Source organism: Hominenteromicrobium mulieris (assembly GCF_046197855.1).
GTDB classification, from domain to species: domain Bacteria; phylum Bacillota; class Clostridia; order Oscillospirales; family Acutalibacteraceae; genus Hominenteromicrobium; species Hominenteromicrobium mulieris.
This window is the reverse complement of sequence record NZ_CP173188.1, coordinates 1920999-1944495: the sequence shown is the minus strand read 5'-3', so window position 1 is coordinate 1944495 and position 23497 is coordinate 1920999. Positions and strand designations below refer to the sequence as shown.

Genomic DNA, 23497 nt, shown 5'->3' with positions numbered 1-23497 from the left:
AAGCTGTGAAGGGTGGAATTGATTTGCAAATCGGCCTACATATACCGAAAGTTCATGATATGACAACTGATACAGTTGATGTTATATCCACCTCTGCTGTCACAGCGGATGCGTCACCGGTAGTCTTGAGCCAGACGGAAATGATCCGGTTCAAGTTCTGTCCAACGCTGGTAGATAACGAGAAAGACCCCCATAAATCTGTTTCTGGAAAATTTCTATATGAAAAGAAACGGAAAAACGATGCCGCCTTTCCGAGCGATGACAACGGGTCAGTGGTGAAGATTTCTCGTGGCTCTGTCAAAGTCGGAGATTGGATGGAACTCAATCTGAGCACAAGTGAAACATATGAGCTTTACCAAGGTTTGAAGCGGCTGTATGCGCTGTATGAAGACATGGGCGAAATCCCGTATGGTTCAGCTACTTACACCAGAGTAGACAGCAGTTTTCGCCAATTCCTTTCAATCATCCAGAATGACCCTTCTGCGGCTCGGATGATTGGCAATGAAGAAAACTATGATCTTGTAAAAACACTGCTTCGTCTCATCACTCAGACAAGTTCTTTGGAATCGTTGAAACGGAGTCTGACAGAGTTGCAAGATGAAAATCTGCAACACCTGACAACGTCTTTGAATATCGAAAAACTCCAAAGAGTTGCAAAGCTCATGGAAGACAATCTCGAAAATGATAGTGAGGAGTTTTGGCAGACTACTGTTTTCAAAGAACATCAGTGGGTATTGGCTCAAATCTTTGCCTGTCCTTGTACGATATTTGCAGATAAAGCGTATGTTGGCGGCAAAGGAATTAACAACAGCGGTGGTAATCTATGCGACTTCATTTATCAGAACAGTCTGTCTCAAAATGTGGCGTTGATTGAGATTAAAACACCATGTACTGAACTTATCGGAAACCAGTATCGAGGTACATACAGCTTTAGCTATGAATTGAGCGGAGCCATAAACCAAGTTCTAAATTACAGAGACAAGCTTACAAAAGAGTATTATTCTCTGTGTCATCAGAGTTCGGAGCCTTTTGAAGTCCTGTCCCCAAAATGCGTTGTAATTATCGGGAAAATGGCTTCGCTAACCCCAGGGCAAGTTGCGGCTTTTGAAAATTTCCGTAATAGTCTGAGCAATGTGTTGATACTAACCTTCGATGAGCTTTATCAGCGGATTGTAGATTTGATTGCCGTTCTTTCTGAGTCCCCGAATCAACAACCTAGAATTTTTGAACCGGAAACCGGAAATGAGGATTTGCCGTTCTGAGAGAAAAAGCTAAATGCAGCCTATCGGCACATTGCTCAAGGTTTACAGATGAAGAGAAAAGGATTGTATCTCATGGTAGTTTTTGACGAAAAACAACACAGGTGCAGATTATGCGGCAATTATTATTCTGACAGTGATATGAGTGAGGAACACTACCCTGCACGAAACACAGGAAATGAAGATGTTGTTGCTGTTGATCTCGGCAAAATGTTTGATACATTTACTTCGGAGAGTGTACATGCTGAGATTAGAGAAAAGTTGAATCACGGGGAAACTCTTGAGAATATTACTGGAGATATTTTTGACACTCAGTTATCAACATCTCTATTTCCCAAAGGGAGAACCGCCAGAACTTTATGCCGTAAATGCAATACATTCTTAGGAAAGTATGATGAAGCATACTTAAGGTTTTTTAATCTTGATGGAACTCCCAAATCGATAAATGGTTTTCAACAACATACCAAGTATCAGATCATTAAGGCGATTTACGCTAAATTTCTCTCAATTCCTGAGGCTGCAGGTGAAGCATTCGATTTTATAGATTTTATTAGAGATGACGACTCTACGGTATACAATGGTAACTGGAATATTTATTTTGTAAAACGAGACTTTAGTTCTGATCTGCTGGGAATGAAGGATATTAGAACCGGAAAAATAACATTTGACGAAGGTGTTGTTTACGAACTGTCCGATGATAAGTTTATCTTTAATCTAATGAACTTCCCTAAACATTCATGCTTTGAAATGACAAATCTATTCGACATACTAAAAAAGAACTACAAATTGGTTGAAGGTGTCGGTGAAAGTGGCGGTTATCATGCACAGGTATTTATGAGCAGCATATTTAACACAATCTTATAATTATCAAAAAAGGGACTGTTGCAAAATTTGGATTTGCACCAGTCCCTTCTACTTTTATACCCGAGTTACTTCCTTTTTCTTTTCCCCTTACCATGGGTCATACTGCCTTTACCACGCTGGCTGATCGGGCTGTTCATGTGCTTGGACAGTTTCAACACTTCAATCAGATTTGCAAACTGCTCCATAGTAAGTGCATCGTAGTCAATGCCAAGGTTGGCGAGGAACAGACGGGCTTTCTTTTCTTCGGTGCTGCCTTTGTAGTCCATAGCATCCTGTAATTGTTTCTGCACTTCCAGAGCAACGCAATTCTCGTCCGCAGTGGTTGCGTCCTTACGGTGCGTATCTCGAATATCATGGAGGATGCTTGTCAAATCTTTGGAAACTACATGACCGAAATACTCATCTTCCTGCACCTGTGCCAGTTCCAAAGTGCGCAGATACAAGTCCTCCTCATTGTTTCCTTTTTTCTTAATCACAGATTGCCGGACAGCTTCCATGGCAGCGTTCATGTTGGTGATCCGCATATCCGCAATACGATCAACATAGATTTCTGCATCCAGCATCATGCGCTGAAAATCCTTATGGCAGATCATTTCAGAAAGCAGCCGGTGATTAAAATTCCCGGTGGTTAATACAGTAATTGCGTCATCACTCAAATGTAGAGCATTCAGCTCTGTGTTTGGGTGATTTTTATTTTCTGTCAGACCCAGCAGATAGTCCGTGGACACGCCATAGAACTTGGCGAGTGTCAGAATCGCAAAGGGGCTGATGTCCTTTGCGTTTTCATCAGATTCATATTTTCCCAGGGCGGAACGGGACAGGCCAGTGCGTTCTGCTAATTCTTCCAGCGTCAAATCAAAATCTACGACACGCAAATCTTTCAATCTTTCCTGAACAGTGAGTTTCGGTTGCATATTTCATCTCCATTTCCATAAGCGTGGAAATCCACGCATTTTTATGCTCTTTTCCTACCTTTTGGATATACGGGAGAGAGCATCTTTTTTCGCTAAACTGTACTCGTAAATCACCGATGCACCTTGAAAACTGAATGACCGTCCGAATGGGATATGTCCCCCAGCGAAGTATCGCCATGACTGCGAAAAGCACGAGCGTACCAACGGGGAGAAAACGCCGGGAAGATATCCGGGCAGGAACGACATTCGGGCAGAACGGCACTCAAAAATCATGGGTTAAATTCAAACCATGTGAAATCAGCGAAAAACCACTCTTTTTGTGGTGCCATCTATACCAACGAGTGATGCACTCAACAGCGTACAGGGTATGGCATAGAATGAAGGCTTTCGTTATTTCACAAAAAGCCGCATTAAACAGTGAAAAGGGGTACTGTCCCTTATGGACAGAGCATCGTTACGGAAATTCTGAGCGAAAAGTAAATTCTCTGTTTCTGTCACGAAGCACTGTACGGCATTTGCTATTTAACAAGCAAATTATACCATATCACGAACAAAAAAGAATGGAGGAAATGTAAATATGAAGAAGAAAAGGCCTGAATTGTATCGAAACGAGATCAAGTCTTACATCGTCCGGGCGGGCATGACCATGAGTGAGGTGGTGGATTTTCTGGCAGACGAGTACGGATGGAGCAGCAGCGTTCCCAATTTGTCCGGTAAGTTGAAGCGTGGCAGCCTACGCTACGGCGAAGCCGTGGAGCTGGCCGATGCGCTGGGCTATGACATTGTTTGGGTCAAGCGGGGTTGATGCGAATGCCGAATGAACAGCTGGAAAAATTGAAGCAACAGAAATATGTAGCTGAGAAAAAGCTGACCGCAGCCAAGCACAAGGAGAAGCGATTGCAGAGCGAGCTGAAACGGCTGACCAGAAGCGAGAGAACCCATCGGCTTTGCACTCGTGCCGGAATGTTGGAGACCTTTTTGAAAGAGCCGACCGTCCTGACCGATGAGGATGTGATGGAGCTGCTGACCTTCATCTTCCAGAGCGAAGCGGTTCACAAGAAGCTAAATCTGCTGATTGAGAGCCGGAGAGAAACGCAGGAAGCGGACGAGGGTGAAAACCCTTGACGGAGACAAGGGCGCAATTATACACCACCTAAAGATGGTAATTGCGTTCTGCCGAAAGCCCATTGCATGGAGTTTGATGATTTCCGCAAAAGTCCCCTGCTTCAATCATCCAGAGGAAGCTACACTTCCCCTGCGCTGGCTTTGCCAGCTACCCCTTTGTGGACTTGCCGCCGAGGAACGATTGCAAGCAATCATTCCCCGACAACAAGTGAATATCCCTCGCCCGACCGTGCTGAAAAGTATCGGTCTTTTTTTGTACCATCGAAAGGAGGTTCAACCAAAGATGCCCGTACCACATTTGGAAATCCGCATCGTCCAGCGAAGCAAGGGCAGCTCTGCTGTTGCCGGAGCTGCCTACCAAGCCGGAGAAAAGCTGTTTTCCGAGTACGACCAGAAGATGAAAAACTACCTTTACAAGAAAGAGGTGGTTTACACAGAGGTCATGTTGCCCGCCAATGCCCCACCCGGATATGCTGACCGAGCAACACTTTGGAACGCAGCTGAGGAAGTAGAGAAGCAATGGAATTCCCAGCTTGCAAGGCGATTTGTGGTTGCCTTACCAAGAGAAGCGCAGACCGAAATGTATCCGCAGATGATGCAAGAATACTGCCGAGAGCATTTTGTGTCCAAGGGAATGTGCTGTGATTTTGCAATCCATGACCCAGATCCTCCCGGACACAATCCCCATTGCCATATCATGCTGACCATGAGAGCCATTGATGAAAACGGAAAGTGGCTGCCTAAGAGCCGCAAGGTTTATGACCTTGACGAGAACGGAGAGCGTATCAGACTTCCCTCCGGCAACTGGAAAAGCCACAAGGAGGACACTGTTGATTGGAACGAGCAGTACCATGCCGAGGAATGGAGACACGGCTGGGAGCTTGTTCAGAACAAGTATCTGGAACTTGCCGGAAGTCCTGAGCGAGTGGATATGCGCTCTTATGAACGGCAGGGACTGGATAAGATTCCGACCGTCCACATGGGAGCCGCCGTTTGCGCTCTGGAACGCAAGGAAATTGAAACCAACATTGGCAATCTCAACCGAGATATTAAAGCCGCCAACCGTATGATGAATGCCATCCGCAGCACAATCCGCAATCTGCGAAATTGGATTGCAGACATTATGGAAGCGACCAAGGAAGTCTTTGCAGAAACGGATGCACAAGCAAAGAACACTTCGCCCGATCTGGTTCTTCTGCTTCGTGACTATCTGAACTTACGAAAGGCAGAACGCAGCGACTGGTCAAGATACGGTCAGCAGAAAGGCACGACTGATGATTTGAAGGCAGTCTCCAAAGCCGTCATCTATCTGAAAGAGCATGAGCTTTTCACGCTGGAAGATTTGGATACCGCCCTGCAAGAAATGAGTGAGAAGTCCAAGAGCATCCATGCCGACATGAAGAAAGCATCCGCCCGCATGAAGGTCATTACTGGCATTCAGAACGCCGTGGCAGACTGCCAGACCCACAAAGCGGTTCATGACAAGTATCTGAAAATCGGCTGGAAAGCACGACAGGCAGCGTTTGCAGAAAGCCACAAGGACGAGCTGGACAGCTTCAACAAAGCGTTCCGCTATCTCAAAAAGCAGGGCGTGGATTTGAATGTCAATCTGGATTCCCTGCAAGCGGAGTACAGCAATCTGCAAGAGACCTACGCAGAGCTTGCCGGACAGCTTGCCACCGCCAAGGAGGAATTGCAGCCGATGAAAGATATTCGCTATTGGGTCAGCAAAGTCCTCATGCCGGAGCAGTCCGAGGTCGAGAAGAAGCCCGAACCGAAGCACTCCGTCACGGAAAAGATAAAGTTTCTACAAGAGCAGAGCAGCAATCAGCAGGAGCAGAAATCTCGGCAGCACAAAAAACAGAATATGGAACTCTAACAGGCACTTGCCGTTTTCTCTGCGAAAATGTCGAGTGCCTTTGTTGTTCCCCGAAAGGAGGATACAATGAATGTATTTGAAGCGGTCAAGCAGACCGTAACCACCCGACAAGCAGCAGAGTGCTACGGCATCTATGTCAACCGGGCAGGAAAAGCTAACTGCCCTTTTCACAATGATCGAACACCCAGCATGAAAGTGGACAAGCGATTCCATTGCTTCGGCTGCGGTGCCGATGGAGATGTGATTGATTTTACGGCACAGCTATATGGGTTAGATGCAAAGTCCGCCGCCGAAAAACTGGCTGCGGACTTTCAAATCCCCTATACACATTACAAAAGAAAGGAAACAGTGAAAAAGACGATCAGAGAGAAATCGGAGGAGCAAATGTACCGGGAACTGGAAGCCAGATGCTTCCGGGTATTATCAGATTATTTTCATCTGCTCCGGCATTGGGAACGGGCATACGCCCCGAACCTGGAGGATGAAACATGGCATCCATTGTTCGTGGAAGCCCTGCAAAAGAAAGACCACATCGAGTATTTACTGGATGTGCTGCTGTACGATTCCATTGAGGAGCGTGCGGCGCTTATAAAAGAATACGGAAAGGAAGTGATGAAACTTGAACGGCGATTATCAGAGCTTGGCACCGGAGCTGAGAGAGAATTTGAAGATGTTGGCAGAGAACCGGCTCTGCCAGACCCCGGAGGAAGTCAGGGATCTTCTGGAGGTGAACGATAAAGGGCAGGTAAAGAATACCATGCAGAATGTGTATCAGGTCTTTCAGTCCGATCCGGTACTGCATGGAGCCATCGGCTATAACATCCTCACCGGGCGCATTGACATCTGCAAGCCCCTGTGGTGGGAACGCACCGCCTCTGCCATGAGTGACACGGATTTCAATTACCTCATGCTGTATCTGGAAAAACGATACGGGCTGAACAACGAAAACCGCATCCGAAGGGCGCTGACGGTGGTTGCACACCAGAATCAATACCACCCGATCCGGGAGTATCTGAACCGTTTGGAATGGGATGGCACAGAACGCATCCCCTATGTGCTTCATCACTTCCTGGGTGCAGAAATATGTGCGTATGGCACCGAAGTCATGCGGCTGTTTCTGTTGGGAGCCATTCACCGGGTATTCAGACCGGGCTGCAAGTTTGAACTGATGCTCTGTCTGGTAGGCGGACAGGGGGCGGGAAAATCTACCTTCTTCCGATTTCTGGCTTGCAAGGATGAGTGGTTCTCCGATGACCTGAAGAAGATTGATGACGATAATGTGTTCCGCAAGATGCAGGGACACTGGATCATAGAAATGTCAGAAATGATTGCCACAGCAAACGCACGGAGCATCGAGGATATTAAATCGTTTCTGAGCCGATCCAAGGAAACCTACAAGGTTCCCTATGCAACGGAGCCGGAGGATAGGCTACGGCAATGTGTGTTTGGCGGTACTTCCAATGCGCTGGACTTCCTTCCCCTTGATCGCAGCGGAAACCGCCGCTTTCTTCCCATCATGGTACATCCCGAACGGGCAGAGGTACACATTCTAGAAGATGAAGCTGCATCCCGGCAGTATATGGATCAGCTATGGGCAGAATCCGTGGTCCTTTACCGGCGAGAAAAGGTGCAGCTGAAACTGTCCAGAGAAATGAACGAACAGTTGGTTTTACTGCAAAAGCAATTCATGCCGGAGGACACCAAGGTAGGCGTGATACAGGCGTTTCTGGACGATTTTGATGGAGATATGGTCTGTTCCAAGCTGCTCCATCACGAAGCTCTGGGACGCTTTGATGAGCCGAAATCGTGGGAGATACGGGAAATCAACGAGATTATGAATCAGTCTGTGACAGGCTGGATTCCTTATCCCAATCCCAGAAGTTATAAGAAGTACGGCAAGCAAAGGGGCTGGATGCGTGGAAACGAAACGGTGGAAGCCGGGACAAGCCCCTTGGACGGCTTCCGTGAATTGACTGAGGAAGAATGCAGCCAGATGGAGCTGCCGTTTTAAGAAAGTAGCATGGTTTCCTGTTTCATATCCAGTCCGTTGCCATATCGGTTTCCGGGAAAAGCTTTGTTCCGCAAGGCTTTTTCTTCTCTGGAAACAAAGGCAACAAAGAAATTCAAGAAAAACCAAAATAGCAAAGACAACTGCTGCAAGGAAGAATCTGGTTTTTAGAAGCCGGTTTCCGGTTTCTGTTTCCGTTTCTCCCTTGCCCGGCTTTGGGAGGTATTGAAATGAACGCAGCACAGAAAAAAGCAGGGGTCGGAACGACCCATCCCTGCACAACGAATTGATATATGGAGGTAAATGCCTATGGCGAATAGCAAGAGCAATGTGAGCGAGAAGAACTGTTTTGACATTCCGGTGTGGCGCAGATACACGCTGACCATTGAAGAAGCAGCCGGCTACTATCACATCGGCGAGGGGAAACTGCGGATGCTGATCGACCAGAACCCGCACGAAGATTTCTATGTTATGAACGGAAATCGGGCGCTGATCAAGCGGGAGAAGTTCGAGCGGTATCTGGATCAGGCCACCGCAGTATAAATTCCGAAAAAATAATACGGCAGAACTGCCGTTTTCCAATGATACAACTATACTGAGAGCCAGATTTGTGATACAATGTTATCACAAGTCTGGCTCTCCTTACTTGAAAGGAGAGATTCCATGAGCGAAAAAAGACGAGACAATCGAAACCGGATTTTGCGTGAAGGTGAATACCAGCGTACAGATGGGAGGTATCGTTACCGATATATTGATGAGGATGGTAAGGAGAAGAATGTATACAGTTGGCGTTTGGACAAGAATGACCCGACTCCCAGGGATAAGAAGCGAGAGCTTTCGCTGAGAGAGAAGGAAAAGCAGATTCAGGCGGATCTGTTTGACCATATCGTTACCCGTGGCGGCAATTACACGGTAGTTGAATTGGTAGAGAAATATACTTCTCTGAAAACGGGTGTCGGTCATAACACCAAGGCGGGATATAAGACCGTGATCAACATTCTGAATAAAGAAGCGTTTGGAAAGCAGCGAATTGACAAGATTCGCTTGTCTGATGCAAAGGCGTGGTTGATCAAACTTCAGCAGGTGGATGGCAGAGGGTACAGTTCCATCCACTCTATCCGAGGTGTTCTGAGACCGGCGTTTCAGATGGCGGTTGATGATGATCTGATCCGCAAGAATCCTTTTGGATTTGAGCTGGCATCCGTGATTGTCAACGATTCTGTTACCAGAGAAGCAATTACCCGTAAGCAGGAGCGTGAACTTCTGAAATTCATCAAGGATGATAAGCATTTCTGCCGATACTATGATGCAATCTATATACTTTTTAATACAGGATTGCGTATCTCAGAGTTCTGTGGGCTGACCTTTTCCGATCTTGAGTTCGACCAGAAGCGTATCAAGGTAGATCACCAGCTTCAGCGGACTTCCCAGATGAAGTATGTGATCGGTGCTCCCAAAACAGAAAGCGGTATCCGCTATGTGCCGATGAGTGAGGAAGTTGTGGCGTGTTTTCGCAGAATCATTGCCAACCGCAAGACACCAAAAGTTGAACCGATGGTGGAAGGATATGCAGGATTTTTGTTTCTGGATAAAAACGATATGCCGATGGTTGCCCTTCACTGGGAAAAGTATCTGGAGCATATTATTCAGAAATATAATAAAATTTATCGCATCCAGATGCCGAAAGTTACCCCTCATGTATGCAGGCACACCTTTTGCTCTAATATGGCAAAATCCGGTATGAATCCGAAAACCTTGCAGTATATCATGGGTCACGCAGACATCAGTGTAACCTTGAACACTTACACCCATGTGAATTTTGATGATGCAAAGGAAGAAGTATATCGGATAGCGAATAGTTAAAAAAGCCCGTTGGTAAGGACGCTTGCTTTACCAACGGATTTACCAAGATTGCAGGGAAAAATATAAGAAAATACGAGAAGATTTGAGAAGATACCTTGAAAAGAAAGGAAAACTCAAAAGTCGGAAAACCCTGAAATATCAAGCGTTTGAGAAGAAATACAAGACTTAAATGGAGATATGAAAAGATGATTAAAGTACTATTTATTTGCCACGGCAATATCTGCCGCAGCCCGATGGCGGAGTTTGTGATGAAAGACCTTGTGACGAAAGCGGGGAAAAGAGGCGCATTTGAGATTGCTTCGGCGGCGGTGAGCCGAGAGGAACTCGGCAACCCGGTGTATCCGCCCGCAAAGCGCAAGCTTTTGGAACACGGCATTCGCTGCGACGGCCATGCGGCGCGCCAGATGACGCGTGCGGATTATGATAAGTTCGACTACATCATCGGCATGGACAGCTCCAATCTGCGCGGCATGCAGCGTATTTGCGGAGGTGACCCGGAGCATAAATTCTCTTTGCTGATGGAGCACACCAATCGTCCCGGCGACGTGGCTGACCCGTGGTACACCGGCGATTTTGAAGAGACCTGGCGCGATGTTTATGAAGGCTGCACCGCGCTTTTGAAGGAGATTTCGGGATGAACGGAAAAACACGAGGAAGTGGAGTATTGAAGTAAACGGCAGAATTTTCACAGCTGACGCGATGTGACCTCCGTGAGGAAGAGCTGCTTTTTAGTTCGTATAATTCTATCTCGTCCAATATTTGCGGTCGAGCGTGCGGTAGCGCACGGCCTCGGCGGCATGGCGCGCTTCGATGTCGCGGCTGTTATCGAGGTCGGCGATGGTGCGCGAAACCTTTAGCACACGGTCGTAGGCGCGGGCGGAAAGCCCGAATTTTTCAAATGCGTTTTTCAGCAGGGCATCGGCAGCAGGCGCGGTGCGGCAGACTTCATGCAGCATTTCCGGCGGAATCTGTGCATTGCAGGTGATGCCGGTGTTCGCAAAACGCTTGTTTTGAATATCCCGTGCGGCATCCACACGCACTTTGATGGACGCGGAGCTTTCCTCCTTTGCGGTGTTCGAGAGGTCGCGAAAATCGACCGGCGGCACTTCAATGTGCAGGTCGATACGGTCAAGCAGTGGCCCGGAAACGCGGCCGAGGTATCGCGCCACGGCGGTCTCCGAGCAGGTGCACGGGCGTGTGGGGTGACCGTAATAGCCGCATGGGCAGGGGTTCATGGCGGCGACGAGCATAAATTTACACGGGAAAGAGACCGTGCCGTTCACGCGCGAGACGGTCACAACGCCGTCCTCAAGCGGCTGGCGCAGCGTCTCCATGGAGCTGCGCGAAAACTCCGGTAGCTCATCCAAAAACAGCACGCCGTTGTGTGCGAGGGAGATCTCGCCGGGGCGGGGGATAGACCCGCCGCCCGAAAGCCCCGGGCCGGAGATGGTATGGTGCGGCGAGCGGAAGGGGCGCGTTTCAATGAGCGCGGTGTTGCTCGGCAGAAGTCCCGCAACGGAGTGAATTTCGGTCGTTTCGATCATTTCCTCAAAGCACATTTGCGGCAGGATGGACGGCAGCCGCTTTGCAAGCATGCTTTTGCCGGAACCGGGCGAGCCGATGAGCAACACGTTGTGCCCGCCGCTTGCGGCAATCTCTAAAGCGCGCTTTGCCTGTGCCTGCCCTTTTACATCGGCGAAGTCCGGCAGCGGCGGCTGATTTTTCGGATCGCTGTGGTACGGCGCGGCGGGCAGGATCGGTTTTGTACCGCGCAGATGGTCGATGAGTGTGAACACGTCCGGCACAGGGTAGACCGAAAGCCCGGTCACAACGGCGGCTTCATAGGCGTTTTCCGCAGGCACAAACATGCGCGTGTAGCCGAGTTTTCCGGCTTCTATCGCCATGGAGAGCACACCGCGCACAGGATGCAGCGCACCGGAAAGCGAAAGCTCGCCCGCAAAAATGCAGTCATCCGTGTTGACATTCAGCTGGCCGGTGGCTTTTAATAAAGCGATGAGCAGCGGCAGGTCGTAAACGGGGCCCTCTTTGCGCACGTCGGCAGGGGCAAGGTTCATCGTGATGCGGCTGACGGGGAAATCGAACCCGCAGTTTTTCAGTGCGGCGCGCACGCGATTGCGCGATTCCTTTACGGCGGCGTCCGGCAGGCCGACAAGGTCAAAGGCAGGCAGACCGGCAGAAAGGTCACATTCCACTTCCACTTTGAACGCGTGCATGCCGAAAAGTCCCATGCTGAATGCTTTTGATACCATATTTTTACCGCCTTTCGCAGTTCTTGTCTGCATTATATACTTTTTATCGAATTTTGGCAATAGAAGTTTAAGTTTGCAGGATAGATATAAATGTAAAAATTCGGTCGAGCATTTTTGTACAGTATAGGAAGATTTGTCTTGACTTCTGTAAGGGTTTGGAGTATGATAAAGAAACAGTAGTCATTTGGAGCGTTCTCATGCAGGAAACCGGGCAGAAAAATAGTATACCGCTCAGCGATGAGGCGCTGGCACTTCGTTTTCAAAACGGAGATGACGCGGCGTTTTCGGAGCTTGCGGCGCGCTACCTGAAGGTCATCCGCATCAAGGCGTGCAGTTTTCGCGAGATTTTTTCCCTTGAGCGGGAAGACCTGTACCAGGAGGGGCTTTTGGGGCTTTTAGACGCGGCGAATTCCTATAAGCCGAGCGAAAGGACGTCGTTTGAAACGTATGCCGGGCGGTGTATCAGCAATCGAATCGTCAGCGCCGTGCGGCGTAGCTCCAGTCTGAAAAATTCTTTCCTCAATAACGCTGTGCCCATTGAGGAGATGGAAGACCTTGGGGCAGACCGCCTTTCCGACCCGCAAACGCTTTTGGAGAGCCGCGACGAGATGGACCGGCTGCTTTCTGTTATCCATATTTCACTTTCCGATTTTGAACTGCGTGTGCTTTCTTTGTATCTTGGCGGCTATAAGCGGCAGGAAGCAGAGAGAAAACTCGGCATTTCGGCGCGTGCGTTCGATAACGCGATGGCGCGTGTACGCAAAAAGCTGCGGCAGAAAAACAATGACGCCAAAGGATGACTTTCGCGCGGATACCTTTTCTATATATTTATATTTATATGTATATGCCCTTCCACAGTTGATGGCGTTGTTTTTCAATGAAGCGGTGCAAATCCGCCGGGGGCAAAACTCATTCTATTCTATTATGACCAAAGCGAGGTAAAAACACATGTACGAAGACAAGACCCTGATCTGCAAGGAATGCGGCAAAGAATTTGTATTCACAGCCGGCGAGCAGGAATTTTACGCATCCAAGGGCTTCGAGAACGAGCCGCAGAGATGCAAGGCATGCCGCCAGAACCGCAAGAATGCGGCAAAGCCGGAACGTGAGATGTACACGGCTGTCTGCGCCGCCTGCGGCAAGGAAGCAACCGTTCCCTTCAAGCCGCGTGAGGACCGTCCGGTCTATTGCAGCGAGTGCTTTGCACGCATGAAGGAAGAAAGATAAGCTTTAAAACGCATATCGGTGCCCGGCGGGAGACTGCCGGGCATTTTGCAGTTCAAAGACAAATATTGCTTTATAAATATTTACGATATTTACGCGGAAAGCCGTGATATACCTTGCAAAACAAACTTATGCATCGTATAATTAAATTGGTTAAATATCTTTAAAGGGGGATGTTTTATGCACATTACGGTTGATACCATCATCGGCGATATTCTGCGGCGGGAGACAGATGCCGCAGCGTTTTTCAGGGAAGCGGGCATGCATTGCATTGAATGTCCCGCCGCACGCGGCGAAACAATCGCAGAGGCCTGTGCAGTGCATGGTATGGATGCAGAGCAGTTCGCAGCAGCATTTAACGCGCGCTTCGCCACAAAATAAGCAAATTCGCCGATCCGGCAATTCGGAGGAACTCATGGAACAAAACAGAATAGAACGAGCACCCACCCTTGGCGCGCGTCTGCAAAAATGTGCAGATTTTGTGCGGGAAGGCAAAAAACTTGCCGATATCGGCACAGACCACGGCTATGTGCCGGTCTGTTTGCTGCAAAGCGGCAAGATACCGTTTGCCGTTGCGGTTGATGTTCACAAAGGGCCGCTGGAAAGCGCCATGAACAATGCTTCGCGCTGCGGTGTGGCGGACAAAATGCACTTTGTGTGTGGAGACGGCCTGCACGGGGTGCTGCCGGATGAGGCGGAGGACATTGTCATCGCCGGCATGGGCGGTGAACTTATTTTGCGTATCATCTCGGAAGCGCCATGGCTGTGTGCAATGGATAAGCACCTTGTTTTGCAGCCGATGACGACCGCCATGCAGCTTAGAGAGGGACTTGCCGCGCTGGGCTTTACGATTGACCGCGAAGAAGCGGTAGTAGATAGTGATAAAATTTACTCCGTGATGTCCGTGTACTATACCGATCAAAAGCGGGATAATTTAAAGCTGATTGATTTATATATGGGACAGATCAAACCCGGCAGTCCGTTCAGCGCACGTTATGCCAAAAGCGTGCGGCACAACATCGAAAATAAGATCAAGGGCATGCGGCACGGCGGCGCAGACAGCAGCGCGCTGGAAATTTTGCTGCAAATGCTTTTAGATCTGTACGGCGAGGAGGAGAACGCATGACCGTTCGAGAGATCTATGATGCCATAGACCGTATTGCGCCGTTTCAAACGGCAATGGATTTTGATAACGTCGGCATTCTGATCGGTGATGAAAATGCCGACGTCACAAAGACGTTGCTTTGCTTGGATGTCACGCCGCGCGTTTTGCGTGAGGCGAAAAGCATCGGCGTGGAGCTCATCATCAGCCACCATCCGGTGATCTTTAACCCGCTGCGTACCGTGCGGCCGCAGAACATCATCTATGCGCTTGTGCAGAGCGGCATTGCGGTCATCAGTGCGCACACGAATCTCGATATGGCATATCCCTACGGCGTGAACGATGCGCTTTGCCGCAAGTTGGGACTGCAAAACGTCCGCGGCATTTTAAAAGAGGGCGAAACGGACATTGCCTACATGGGCGAGCTGCCGGAAGAAATGACAACGGAGGACTTTGCTGCGCACATTAAGGAAGCGCTGGGGCTTTCGGCGGTGCGCTGCACGGCGGTCAGCAAAATGCTCCGCACAGTCGCGGTCGTCGGCGGTGCCGGGGGAGACTATGCCCTTGCAGCGCAGGCAAAGGGCGCGGACGCGTTCGTCACCGGCGAAGTGAAGCACCACGAGGTCATCGCGGCGCAGCAGGCGGGACTGGCTTTGTATGAAGCCGGGCACTACCACACGGAGCTGCCGTACCGCGAGCGGCTGAAAGCTTATCTTGACACAGCCTGCCCGGGTGTGGAATTTATCGTTTCCGAAAGCGAACGCCCGCCGATGGAAACGCTTTGAAACAGAACAGAAAGGCGCTTTTTAAAAGCGATGGTTTTATAAAATGGCACTGGATGGTGTATTTTTACGACATTTAAAAGAGGAAATCGGCACGTCCTTGCTCGGCACGCGCGTAGACCGTGTGTTTCAGCCGAACCGCGATGAGCTGATTCTCGCATTTCGAGGCTTCAGCGCCGCATATAAGCTGCTCATTTCCGCCCGTGCAAACAGTGCGCGCATCAATCTGACGACGATTCCGGTGGAAAACCCGCAGCAGCCGCCGATGCTGTGCATGCTTTTGCGCAAGAAATTGCAGGGTGCAAAGCTTTTGGAGATCACGCAGCCCGACTTGGAGCGTGCGCTCATGCTGAAATTCGACAGCGTGAACGAGCTCGGCGACCACGTGGAGCTGACGCTTGCCGTGGAGATCATGGGCCGGTACAGCAATATCATTTTGGTTGATGAAAACGGCAAAATCATCGATGCACTAAAACGCGTGGATGCAGAGATGTCTTCGGAGCGTCTTGTGTTGCCTGGGCTTTTATACCGCCTGCCGCCCCCGCAGGATAAGCTTTCCATGCTTACCTGTACGGTGGAGGAGATCATGGCGCGTATCGATGCTTTACCGCGTGATATGGAGCTTTCCAAAGCGTTGATGTCCGTTTTGCAGGGCATTTCGCCGATCATTGCGCGCGAAGTCGAAAACAGCGCGGGGTTGGGGCATGAGGTGTATGTGAAAAGCATGACGCCCCCGCAGCGCCGCCGTACGGAGATGTACGTGACGACGCTGATGGAGACGGCGAAAGACGTTTCCGGCACGCCGCATATTGTCATCGACCCGCAGAATAAACCGAAAGATTTCGCGTTTATGGACATTCGTCAGTACGGCAACGCGATGACGGTCAGTGAAAAAGAGAGCTTTTCCGAAATGCTCGACGCGTTCTACGCCGAGCGCGACCAGATTGAGCGTATGCGCGTGAAAAGTCAGGATCTTCTGCGTCTGCTTGCGAATCATGCCGACCGTTTGAGCCGCAAGATCGCGAACCAGCAGGCAGAGCTTTCCGCATGCGCCGAGCGCGACACACTGCGCATCAAGGGCGACCTGCTCAGTGCGAATATGTATGCGATTCAAAAGGGTGAAACATCCGTAAAGCTGCAAAATTTCTATGATGAGAATTTGGCGGAGCTTGAGATTGCGCTCGACCCGGCGCTCACGCCGCAGCAGAACGCGCAGAAATACTATAAAAACTACCGCAAGGCGAAAACGGCGGAGGAAAAGCTGACCGAGCAGATCGGCCTTGCGCAGACGGAGCTGACGTATATCGACAGTGTGTTCGAATCGCTTGCCCTCGCCGAAAACGAACGTGATTTAAATGAGATTCGCGCCGAGCTTGCCGAACAGGGCTACGTGCGCCGCAAGGCGGGCAAAAAGAACCAGAAGCAGCCTGCGCTTTCCGCACCGCTCAAGTTCAAGACGAGCGACGGCTTCACGGTGCTTGTCGGGCGCAATAACCGCCAGAATGACAAGCTGACAATGAAGGACGCAAACAACAACGATATTTGGTTTCACACGAAGAACATCCCCGGCTCGCACACGGTGCTCGTCACAGACGGCAAGGCACCGACGGAGACCGCCATGGAGGAAGCCGCCGTGCTTGCCGCGCAGCACAGCCGCGCGAAGGATTCCGCGCAGGTGCCGGTCGATTACACGCAGATCCGCTATGTTTCAAAGCCGCAGGGCGCAAAGCCCGGCATGGTCATCTATGTGCAGTATAAGACCGTCTACGTAGATCCCACAACCGAATCAAAAGCGAAACAGCAGTCATAAAAGAGGAATTCAGTCCTTTTTGGAGGAGTTAAAATGGAATTTCCGAAGTCTTTTATCCGCGCATCCGAAGCTTACAATACATTTGAACACCACGTGCCTGCGCCGTATCTGCGCCGTGCATTTCAGATCGATCACGAAGCCAAAGCAAACGTTATCATCACGGCGCTCGGCTTTTATGAGCTGTATTTAAATGGCGAACGCATCACAAAGGGCCGTCTTGCGCCGTACATCAGCAATCCCGATGACCTTGTGTATTACGATACGTATGAGGTCACGCTCCGCGCGGGCGAAAATGTGCTTGGCGTGTGGCTTGGCAACGGCTTCACGAATAACCCCGGCGGGCATATCTGGGATTTCGACATCGCTGCATTCCGTGCCGCACCGCAAATGGCGCTGTGCTTGACGTACACGGACGAAAGCGGGGAGGCACACTGCATTGAAAGTGACGAAACATGGCGCACGGAATCGTCTCCGCTGCTGTTTGATGACTATCGCTTCGGTGAAATTTACGACGGCCGCTTGGAAATACCCGGCTGGAATACGATCGGATTTGACGACAGTGCATGGGAATTTGCCGAACGCGCCCCGCAGCCGCGCGGCGAAAAGCGCCTGTGTACCGCGGAGCCGATCGACATCGTAAATGAATTAAAGCCCATCTCCGTTACGAAAACGGAAAAGGGCTATCTGTACGATTTCGGTATCAACACCGCCGGTGTGTGCCGCTTGTGCGTGCGCGGCGAGCTTGACCAGCGCATAGAACTTCGGCACGGCGAGCACTTGAAGGACGGCCTGCCGGACGTGGAAAATATCTGGTTTAAGCGTGAGCACTGGGCGCGCGACCTCGAATATGTCCACAAAGACGTGTATACCTGCCGCGGCGATGGGGAAGAGGTATATACACCGGCGTTTACGTATCACGGTTTCCGTTATGTGCTCGTCAGCGGCATCACCGAAGCGCAAGCGACGGAAGACCTGCTTACAGCGCTTGAGATGCACTCGCTGCTCGAAGAGCGCGGCGGTTTCTCCTGCTCGGATGAGACCGCAAACAAATTGCAGCAAATGACACGCCAATCGGACGTGACGAATTTCTATTATTTCCCGACGGACTGCCCGCAGCGCGAGAAAAACGGCTGGACGGCTGACGCGGCACTTTCTTCCGAACATATTTTGCTGAACCTCGGCGCAGAAAAGAGCTACCGCGAATGGCTGCGTGCCATTGTGAAAGCACAGGATAATAACGGCGCACTGCCCGGCATCGTGCCCACAAGCGGCTGGGGCTTTGCTTGGGGCAACGGCCCCGCATGGGACAGCGTGCTCATTGAGCTGCCGTACAGACTGTATCAGTACCGCGGCGATTTGGATTCCGCCAAACTGTGCGCCCCGGCGATCATCAAATACCTGCACTACCTCACAACGCGTATGGACGAGCACGACCTGCTCGCCATCGGCCTTGGCGACTGGTGTCCGCCGGGACGCGAAGCGCACGAATATAAATCGCCGCTCGCATTCACCGATACGGTGCTCTCAAAGGACATGGCGGATAAAGCCGCGTTTCTGTTCGATAAGCTCAATATGCCGGAGCAGGCGGCGTTTGCCCGCGCGCTTTCTAAGCGCTGGAAAGCTGCCGTGCGCAAGTATCTCATCGACGAGAACACTATGCTCGCTGCTGGCAACTGCCAGACTTCGCAGGCCATGGCCATCTACTATAACATCTTCGAGCCCGCAGAGCGCAAGGCAGCGTTTGAGCAGCTTATCAACCTCATTGAGGAGCAGGAGTATCACCTCGATGTCGGCGTGCTCGGCGGACGTGTGCTGTTCCATGTTTTGACGGAGTTCGGGTACAGTGACCTCGCGTTCTCCATGATTACCCGCCCGGATTATCCGTCCTACGGCAACTGGATCGCACGCGGCGCCACGACGCTGTGGGAGGTGTTTCAGCCCGAGGGCAGTGATCGCATCGGCTCACTGAATCACCATTTCTGGGGCGACATCAGCAGCTGGTTTACGCAGGCGCTCTCCGGTATCCGCATGGCGCCGCACGGTGAACCGAATGAGGTGGATTTCCGCCCGTCGTTCATTTCGCGCCTCACACATGCCGAAGCGTTCCACATTGCACCCGCAGGCCGCATCGCTTCCGCATGGGAGAGGGATGAGGACGACGTCATTGTGTTGACGGTCAAGCTGCCAAGCACCATGCACGGCGTTATTCGTCTTGAAAGCGGCTATGTCTTTGAAGATGACCTCGCTTACAAAGCTGCCGAAAGCGGAACATACCGCATTCACAGCATCGAATAAACGGCGATATTTTTCGCTTTGCGAAAAAAGATCAATAAAAAAACAAAAAAGGGCTTGAAATTTGTAACCACCTGTGTTATAATCTTCAAGTACCAAACGGGGGCGTAGCTCAGCTGGGAGCCCGGTTGAAGCGGTAAACAACCCCCGCACTAATTGAATAAGAAATTACTCAGCGCACCCCTTATACGGGGGTATAGCTCAGCTGGGAGAGCGCTTGACTGGCAGTCAAGAGGTCAGCGGTTCGATCCCGCTTATCTCCACCAATCGGGTGCGCTGAGTATTCTTAATAAATGCTTGCTTTGAAAAAAGCAAGTTTTTTGTTTTATGCCCACTTCTCTTTTGAAGCGGGCTTTTCTTATGCGGCGATTGCCGAAATGTCCAGCCCAGCGCTGAACTGCTCAAAGTCAATGTTGAAGTCGATATGCAGCCGATAGTCTCGATACACTTCCACACGCCGGATCAGGCAGCTCACAATCATTTTCTTTGACTCCGTGCTGGCGCTGTCGTACATATCCGCCCATGAAATAATATCGTCATACTGAGCGTTTAAGGCGTCCAGCATGGCCTGTCCCTCGTCGTAGGCCGCCTGCGCCGCCTCCATAGTGTGCTGAACTTCGAGACATTTTGTCTCACAGTCAGAAATCAAAGAACCAAGCAAATCCTGCGAAAAAGCACTTTCGCCCCGGAGGGATTTAATAACCTCTGCCCGGAGCGTATCAAGCTCGGCGGCGGCTTTGGCGTAGTCTGATTTTGCACTTTTGAGAAGCGTTTTCCGTTCTTCCATCTTTTCACGATAGCGGATATTGACGATCTCACTTTTAGGGATTGCTTTCATTCGCTCGAAGATCTGCCGCACCACTTTATCAATGATACCGTCAAGAATATGCGCTGTGTAGCCAGTCTGCCCATCACATTCGGTTTGCTTGCGTGTCTTGCCGTAGCAGATATACCGCACACGCTTTACAATGCGGTGAGCATTTTCCTTGCATGGATAAGCCTTGCCGTTGGTGGTGAGCGCCAGCCGGGAGCCACAATGCCCGCAAAAGACATTCCCGGCCAGCAAGGACTGACCACGGGTATTCAGCGGTACACGCCGTTCCTGTTCGGCGGAGTTGGCACGGGAGGTACGAATGTGTTGTGCGGCCTCGAATAGCTCCGGCGTTATGATTTGCAAGTGGGGCAGCGTTTGGGAGCGGCTTTCGCCGCTGCGAAGCACCCCGGTATATGTCAGATTGCAAATGATACCCCGGATGCTGGCGTGATGCCACATTTTACCCGTTCTCGCCCGATAGCCGAGGTTATTTAAGTAGGTGGCGATCCGTTGAGCGCCGAAACCCTCATGCACATACTTGTCAAAGATAATCCGTACCACAGCGGCCTCGGCTTCATTGATAGCCAGCTCAAAAACCTCGTGCTTGCGTTTATTGAAGCGTCCGCTTTTTACAAGGTCATACCCATAGGGAGCAAGACCGCCCTTGAAACCGCCGTCCTCGACAAGCTGGCCGAGAGCGGTTTTTGTGCGAATTGAAGTCTTTTCGCTTTCGCCGTCGGCCTGCCAGAAGCGGATGTAGTTGGTGAGCTTGTCCGTGTGATTATCAAAACGCTGCTCACCCTCCTGCGTACTCCAGACCCGGATGCCGTTCTTAACAAACCATTCCACTACAAAGGGCGTTTCGTCAGCGATACGCCCGATGCGGTCAAACATGAACACAAGCAGAATATCGAATTTTCCCTGCTTGGCTCGTTCCTTGATGATTTGCAGCTTGTCCCGGTTTTCGGCTCTAACCTTATGCCCGGACACACCGTCCTCCTGTTCCTCATGAACGATCGTCCAGCCCATTTTTTCACAGAAGCGATGGCACTCCCTGCGCTGCATGGGAATGTCGGCTTGGCTTTTGTCATTGTAGTCCACCTGCTTGTCGGTGGACACGCGGTATAGGCAATCGACTCGATTACCTGTCATCATTCTGTTTTCCATCATCATATTGATCCGTCCTTTCATTTGTCGATGGGTCAATGAAAAAACGCAATCAATACGCGGGGAATATGAAGTTTTCAAGGTACATAGGGACTACCCCCACTATTATTATCCCTCTGTTCGGGAGGGATTGCAAGGATGTCGCCGGAGCTATTTTTTGCCGTATTGTTGGCAAAGGAAGATAGTAAAATCTGCTTTACATGATGGAGCGCTGCCGCATTTTTGCAGTCTGCGAAGCTGGCGGTGATGGCGTAGCCATCCACAGCAAATGCGGTATGTTGTTTTCTCTGCTGCATAAAGACCTCCTTTTCAATTCTCGGCAACAGGGAAAGGCCAGCGCCTCATAAAAGCGCTGGCCTGTGACTTATGACCTTGGGACGAAATGTCCCAAGGTGTTTTTGACAGTTGGGAGCGCCGCACCCGCTCCTGTTGGCCTGTCATAAGACAGCTCGTATTCAATGCGGCGCTCCCTCACAGCGGATAGCGACGATCCGTCACGGAGCATCAACTACTTTGCTGCGGAGAGGTGAAAACTACCTCTCATATACCAAGGACAAAAATCGGGCAAATGGAGATACCCTTAGAGAAATTTTTTCAAATATTTTCTCATGGCCGCCTTGCCGCTTTTGACGGAATGGCGAACGGCGCTTTTGTCCACACCCTGCTCCCGGGCAATCTGGCGGTAGCTTTTGCCGAGGATCAAATGCGCCTCTACCCGGACGCCCTGCACCTCCGGCAGAGAGTTGAGGGCATTCCACAGGTGGACGAACAGCTCCATGCGATCCAGAAGCTCCTGCGGCGTCGGTTCATGCAGGCAGGCCGAGTATTCGATCCCATCGTCACAGTCGAGGGAATACTGCGCCTTGTTGCGGGTCGTGCGCCGCTGATAGGCTGCCTCATACAGCTTGCCCGCCTTCAGTTCGGCGGCCACTTCGTCGGAAACTTCGATGTATTCATCATGGGTGTACCAAGCGTAAAAGTCCTTCAGATTGATGGTCGTCATTTGTATTTCCTCCATTCGGTTCATGTGTGGGTGGGTGAACAGAACGGAGGAACGGCGGGGATCGGCAGCCGGGGCTGGCCGCTTTGGGACAAATTGTCCCAAGGTGCAGGCATATAAAAACGCCCGCACAGCATGACGCTATGCGGGCGCACGAAATATTACCGTTATTATTGTACTTATTTATTTCATGTTCATATCCAGAATACTCCGTTGCGGGGCATGGGCTTTTTTTGACCGCAGAGTATTAGGGGGATTACAGAAAGCAAAAATGGACACGGCGATACCTCCATAGGCCACCGTGCCTTTACAGTTTCAATGGGTCGTCATTGGTTTGTGTGTAGGCGCAAAGAAACGGCGGCTCTGAAAATCAAAGCCGCCGTTTCAAATGGGCGTGTCAATTTGTCTGCATTACGACGGCTTTTTTTCTTTTGCCGTCGTCCGGCAGAATGGCTTAGTCATTATTTCTGAACGGAGTCCGCTTCTTCTTGTGTGAGTTGACCATTTTTAACTGCATCAGAAATGGCTTTATCTAATTCCTCAACTGTGGAATAATCCCCAATGTGTACTGTTTTTCCATTATCTTTTGTTACATCAACACTATAAGAGGAAACTACATCTTCAGTAGGTGGAATCATGGAGTAGGTATCGCCGTCACCGTCGTCTTTGGAATACAATACTCCCTTTTTGATACTTTCCAGAGTTTCCTTATAGCTGTCCATCATAGCATCTACGCTTTCCTGCGTAAATTCATGGAATACGCCTTGCCCATCATACCAACCATCTCCAGTTCCAATCAACGCTTCCATTTCATTTTTCTGTTCGTTCATCCAAGCCTCGTACTCTTCGGCTGTCCACCACTGCACATCCGGTGCCGCATTGTTCTTCTCATAATCTGCCTCGGCAACCCAATTTTTACCGTCAACGCTGATTTGTCCACCATCCGTATCATGATAGAGAATATCGACGCCGGATGTGTTTTCAGTTTCAGATGCCAAATTCTTTGGTGCGTCTGAAGCCAGTGCATTTGCATAAGTAAAACCGGCAAGGCTCAAACAGATTGCTCCGCACAAGCCCACTGCTAATATTTTTTGTTCTTCATAGATAAGACCTCGCTTTATAAA

At 50.3% G+C, this 23497-nt stretch carries 24 protein-coding genes and 1 tRNA gene; 18 read left to right on the top strand and 7 right to left on the bottom strand.

Annotated features, from left to right (window positions below):
* Positions 1-59 precede the first annotated feature (59 nt).
* Positions 60-1262 (top strand): Shedu immune nuclease family protein, encoded by a 1203-nt coding sequence (locus ACI0CA_RS09525; protein ID WP_308449609.1) that lies wholly within the window; start codon positions 60-62, stop codon positions 1260-1262.
* 72 nt (positions 1263-1334) lie between these two features.
* Entirely contained in the window at positions 1335-2123 is a 789-nt protein-coding gene (locus ACI0CA_RS09520) for a hypothetical protein (protein ID WP_308449610.1), read from the top strand.
* 65 nt (positions 2124-2188) lie between these two features.
* On the opposite strand, the gene ACI0CA_RS09515 is transcribed toward ACI0CA_RS09520, so the two are convergent.
* Positions 2189-3037 carry a helix-turn-helix domain-containing protein gene (locus tag ACI0CA_RS09515; RefSeq protein WP_343285047.1) on the bottom strand — a complete coding sequence of 283 codons (849 nt, stop codon included), beginning with the start codon at positions 3035-3037 and terminating at the stop codon, positions 2189-2191.
* A gap of 577 nt (positions 3038-3614) precedes the next feature.
* On the opposite strand from ACI0CA_RS09515, the gene ACI0CA_RS09510 reads away from it, so the two are divergent.
* The 5 genes from ACI0CA_RS09510 to ACI0CA_RS09490 all read left to right on the top strand — a co-directional run bounded on the left by ACI0CA_RS09510 (position 3615) and on the right by ACI0CA_RS09490 (position 8052).
* The gene (locus ACI0CA_RS09510; RefSeq protein WP_308449612.1) at positions 3615-3842 is read left to right on the top strand and encodes an LLM class flavin-dependent oxidoreductase; all 228 of its coding nucleotides are present in this window, start codon (positions 3615-3617) and stop codon (positions 3840-3842) included.
* 5 nt (positions 3843-3847) lie between these two features.
* Positions 3848-4162 carry a DUF3847 domain-containing protein gene (locus ACI0CA_RS09505; RefSeq protein WP_308449613.1) on the top strand — a complete coding sequence of 105 codons (315 nt, stop codon included), beginning with the start codon at positions 3848-3850 and terminating at the stop codon, positions 4160-4162.
* Positions 4163-4445: 283 nt separating this feature from the next.
* The gene (gene mobQ, locus ACI0CA_RS09500; protein ID WP_308449614.1) at positions 4446-6041 is read left to right on the top strand and encodes a MobQ family relaxase; all 1596 of its coding nucleotides are present in this window, start codon (positions 4446-4448) and stop codon (positions 6039-6041) included.
* Between the two features lie 66 nt (positions 6042-6107).
* On the top strand, positions 6108-6779 hold the full coding sequence (locus tag ACI0CA_RS09495; RefSeq protein WP_308449615.1) for a CHC2 zinc finger domain-containing protein: 672 nt from the start codon (positions 6108-6110) through the stop codon (positions 6777-6779).
* A complete protein-coding gene (locus tag ACI0CA_RS09490) occupies positions 6712-8052 on the top strand; it encodes a virulence-associated E family protein (RefSeq protein WP_308449646.1) in 1341 nt (446 codons plus the stop codon). Before ACI0CA_RS09495 ends, ACI0CA_RS09490 begins: the two co-directional genes overlap by 68 nt.
* Here the strand turns inward: ACI0CA_RS09490 and ACI0CA_RS09485 are convergent.
* Entirely contained in the window at positions 8049-8201 is a 153-nt protein-coding gene (locus ACI0CA_RS09485; RefSeq protein ID WP_412358423.1) for a hypothetical protein, read from the bottom strand. The two genes, ACI0CA_RS09490 and ACI0CA_RS09485, sit on opposite strands and share 4 nt — an antisense overlap.
* A 157-nt stretch (positions 8202-8358) precedes the next feature.
* On the opposite strand from ACI0CA_RS09485, the gene ACI0CA_RS09480 reads away from it, so the two are divergent.
* From ACI0CA_RS09480 to ACI0CA_RS09470, 3 genes are all read left to right on the top strand, one after another.
* A complete protein-coding gene (locus ACI0CA_RS09480) occupies positions 8359-8592 on the top strand; it encodes an excisionase (protein ID WP_308449616.1) in 234 nt (77 codons plus the stop codon).
* Positions 8593-8712: 120 nt separating this feature from the next.
* Entirely contained in the window at positions 8713-9912 is a 1200-nt protein-coding gene (locus ACI0CA_RS09475; protein WP_308449617.1) for a site-specific integrase, read from the top strand.
* 185 nt (positions 9913-10097) lie between these two features.
* Complete coding sequence (locus ACI0CA_RS09470; RefSeq protein WP_308449618.1) at positions 10098-10550, top strand: low molecular weight protein-tyrosine-phosphatase; 453 nt, start codon at positions 10098-10100, stop codon at positions 10548-10550.
* 105 nt (positions 10551-10655) lie between these two features.
* Here the strand turns inward: ACI0CA_RS09470 and ACI0CA_RS09465 are convergent, their stop codons facing one another.
* Positions 10656-12182: a YifB family Mg chelatase-like AAA ATPase gene (locus ACI0CA_RS09465; RefSeq protein ID WP_308449619.1), complete on the bottom strand. Its 1527-nt coding sequence runs from the start codon at positions 12180-12182 to the stop codon at positions 10656-10658.
* Between the two features lie 155 nt (positions 12183-12337).
* Between ACI0CA_RS09465 and ACI0CA_RS09460 the strand changes: the two genes are divergently transcribed.
* The 8 genes from ACI0CA_RS09460 (at position 12338) to ACI0CA_RS09425 (ending at position 19658) form a co-directional block, all read left to right on the top strand.
* On the top strand, positions 12338-12982 hold the full coding sequence (locus ACI0CA_RS09460) for a sigma-70 family RNA polymerase sigma factor (protein ID WP_308449620.1): 645 nt from the start codon (positions 12338-12340) through the stop codon (positions 12980-12982).
* Positions 12983-13130: 148 nt separating this feature from the next.
* Positions 13131-13409, top strand: a complete 279-nt coding sequence (locus tag ACI0CA_RS09455; protein WP_176820484.1) for a zinc-ribbon domain containing protein — start codon at positions 13131-13133, stop codon at positions 13407-13409.
* A 177-nt stretch (positions 13410-13586) separates the two neighbouring features.
* Positions 13587-13787, top strand: coding sequence for a DUF1858 domain-containing protein (locus tag ACI0CA_RS09450; RefSeq protein WP_308449621.1), 201 nt, complete (start codon positions 13587-13589; stop codon positions 13785-13787).
* A 34-nt stretch (positions 13788-13821) separates the two neighbouring features.
* Complete coding sequence (locus ACI0CA_RS09445; RefSeq protein WP_176820486.1) at positions 13822-14532, top strand: class I SAM-dependent methyltransferase; 711 nt, start codon at positions 13822-13824, stop codon at positions 14530-14532.
* A complete protein-coding gene (locus tag ACI0CA_RS09440; protein ID WP_395506998.1) occupies positions 14529-15293 on the top strand; it encodes a Nif3-like dinuclear metal center hexameric protein in 765 nt (254 codons plus the stop codon). The genes ACI0CA_RS09445 and ACI0CA_RS09440 overlap by 4 nt, the downstream gene beginning before the upstream one ends.
* 43 nt (positions 15294-15336) lie before the next feature.
* A complete protein-coding gene (locus ACI0CA_RS09435) occupies positions 15337-17100 on the top strand; it encodes an NFACT family protein (RefSeq protein ID WP_446806912.1) in 1764 nt (587 codons plus the stop codon).
* Between the two features lie 33 nt (positions 17101-17133).
* Positions 17134-19395 carry a family 78 glycoside hydrolase catalytic domain gene (locus tag ACI0CA_RS09430; RefSeq protein WP_446806913.1) on the top strand — a complete coding sequence of 754 codons (2262 nt, stop codon included), beginning with the start codon at positions 17134-17136 and terminating at the stop codon, positions 19393-19395.
* A gap of 187 nt (positions 19396-19582) precedes the next feature.
* Positions 19583-19658 (top strand) — tRNA-Ala (locus tag ACI0CA_RS09425).
* 92 nt (positions 19659-19750) lie between these two features.
* Here ACI0CA_RS09425 and ACI0CA_RS09420 read toward each other — a convergent pair.
* The 4 genes from ACI0CA_RS09420 to ACI0CA_RS09405 all read right to left on the bottom strand — a co-directional run bounded on the left by ACI0CA_RS09420 (position 19751) and on the right by ACI0CA_RS09405 (position 23428).
* On the bottom strand, positions 19751-21379 hold the full coding sequence (locus ACI0CA_RS09420) for a recombinase family protein (RefSeq protein WP_308449625.1): 1629 nt from the start codon (positions 21377-21379) through the stop codon (positions 19751-19753).
* A 71-nt stretch (positions 21380-21450) separates the two neighbouring features.
* Positions 21451-21669: a hypothetical protein gene (locus ACI0CA_RS09415; RefSeq protein ID WP_178869655.1), complete on the bottom strand. Its 219-nt coding sequence runs from the start codon at positions 21667-21669 to the stop codon at positions 21451-21453.
* Between the two features lie 284 nt (positions 21670-21953).
* On the bottom strand, positions 21954-22376 hold the full coding sequence (locus ACI0CA_RS09410) for an RNA polymerase sigma factor (protein ID WP_308449626.1): 423 nt from the start codon (positions 22374-22376) through the stop codon (positions 21954-21956).
* Positions 22377-22834: 458 nt separating this feature from the next.
* Positions 22835-23428 (bottom strand): hypothetical protein, encoded by a 594-nt coding sequence (locus ACI0CA_RS09405; RefSeq protein ID WP_446806914.1) that lies wholly within the window; start codon positions 23426-23428, stop codon positions 22835-22837.
* Positions 23429-23497: the final 69 nt, after the last annotated feature.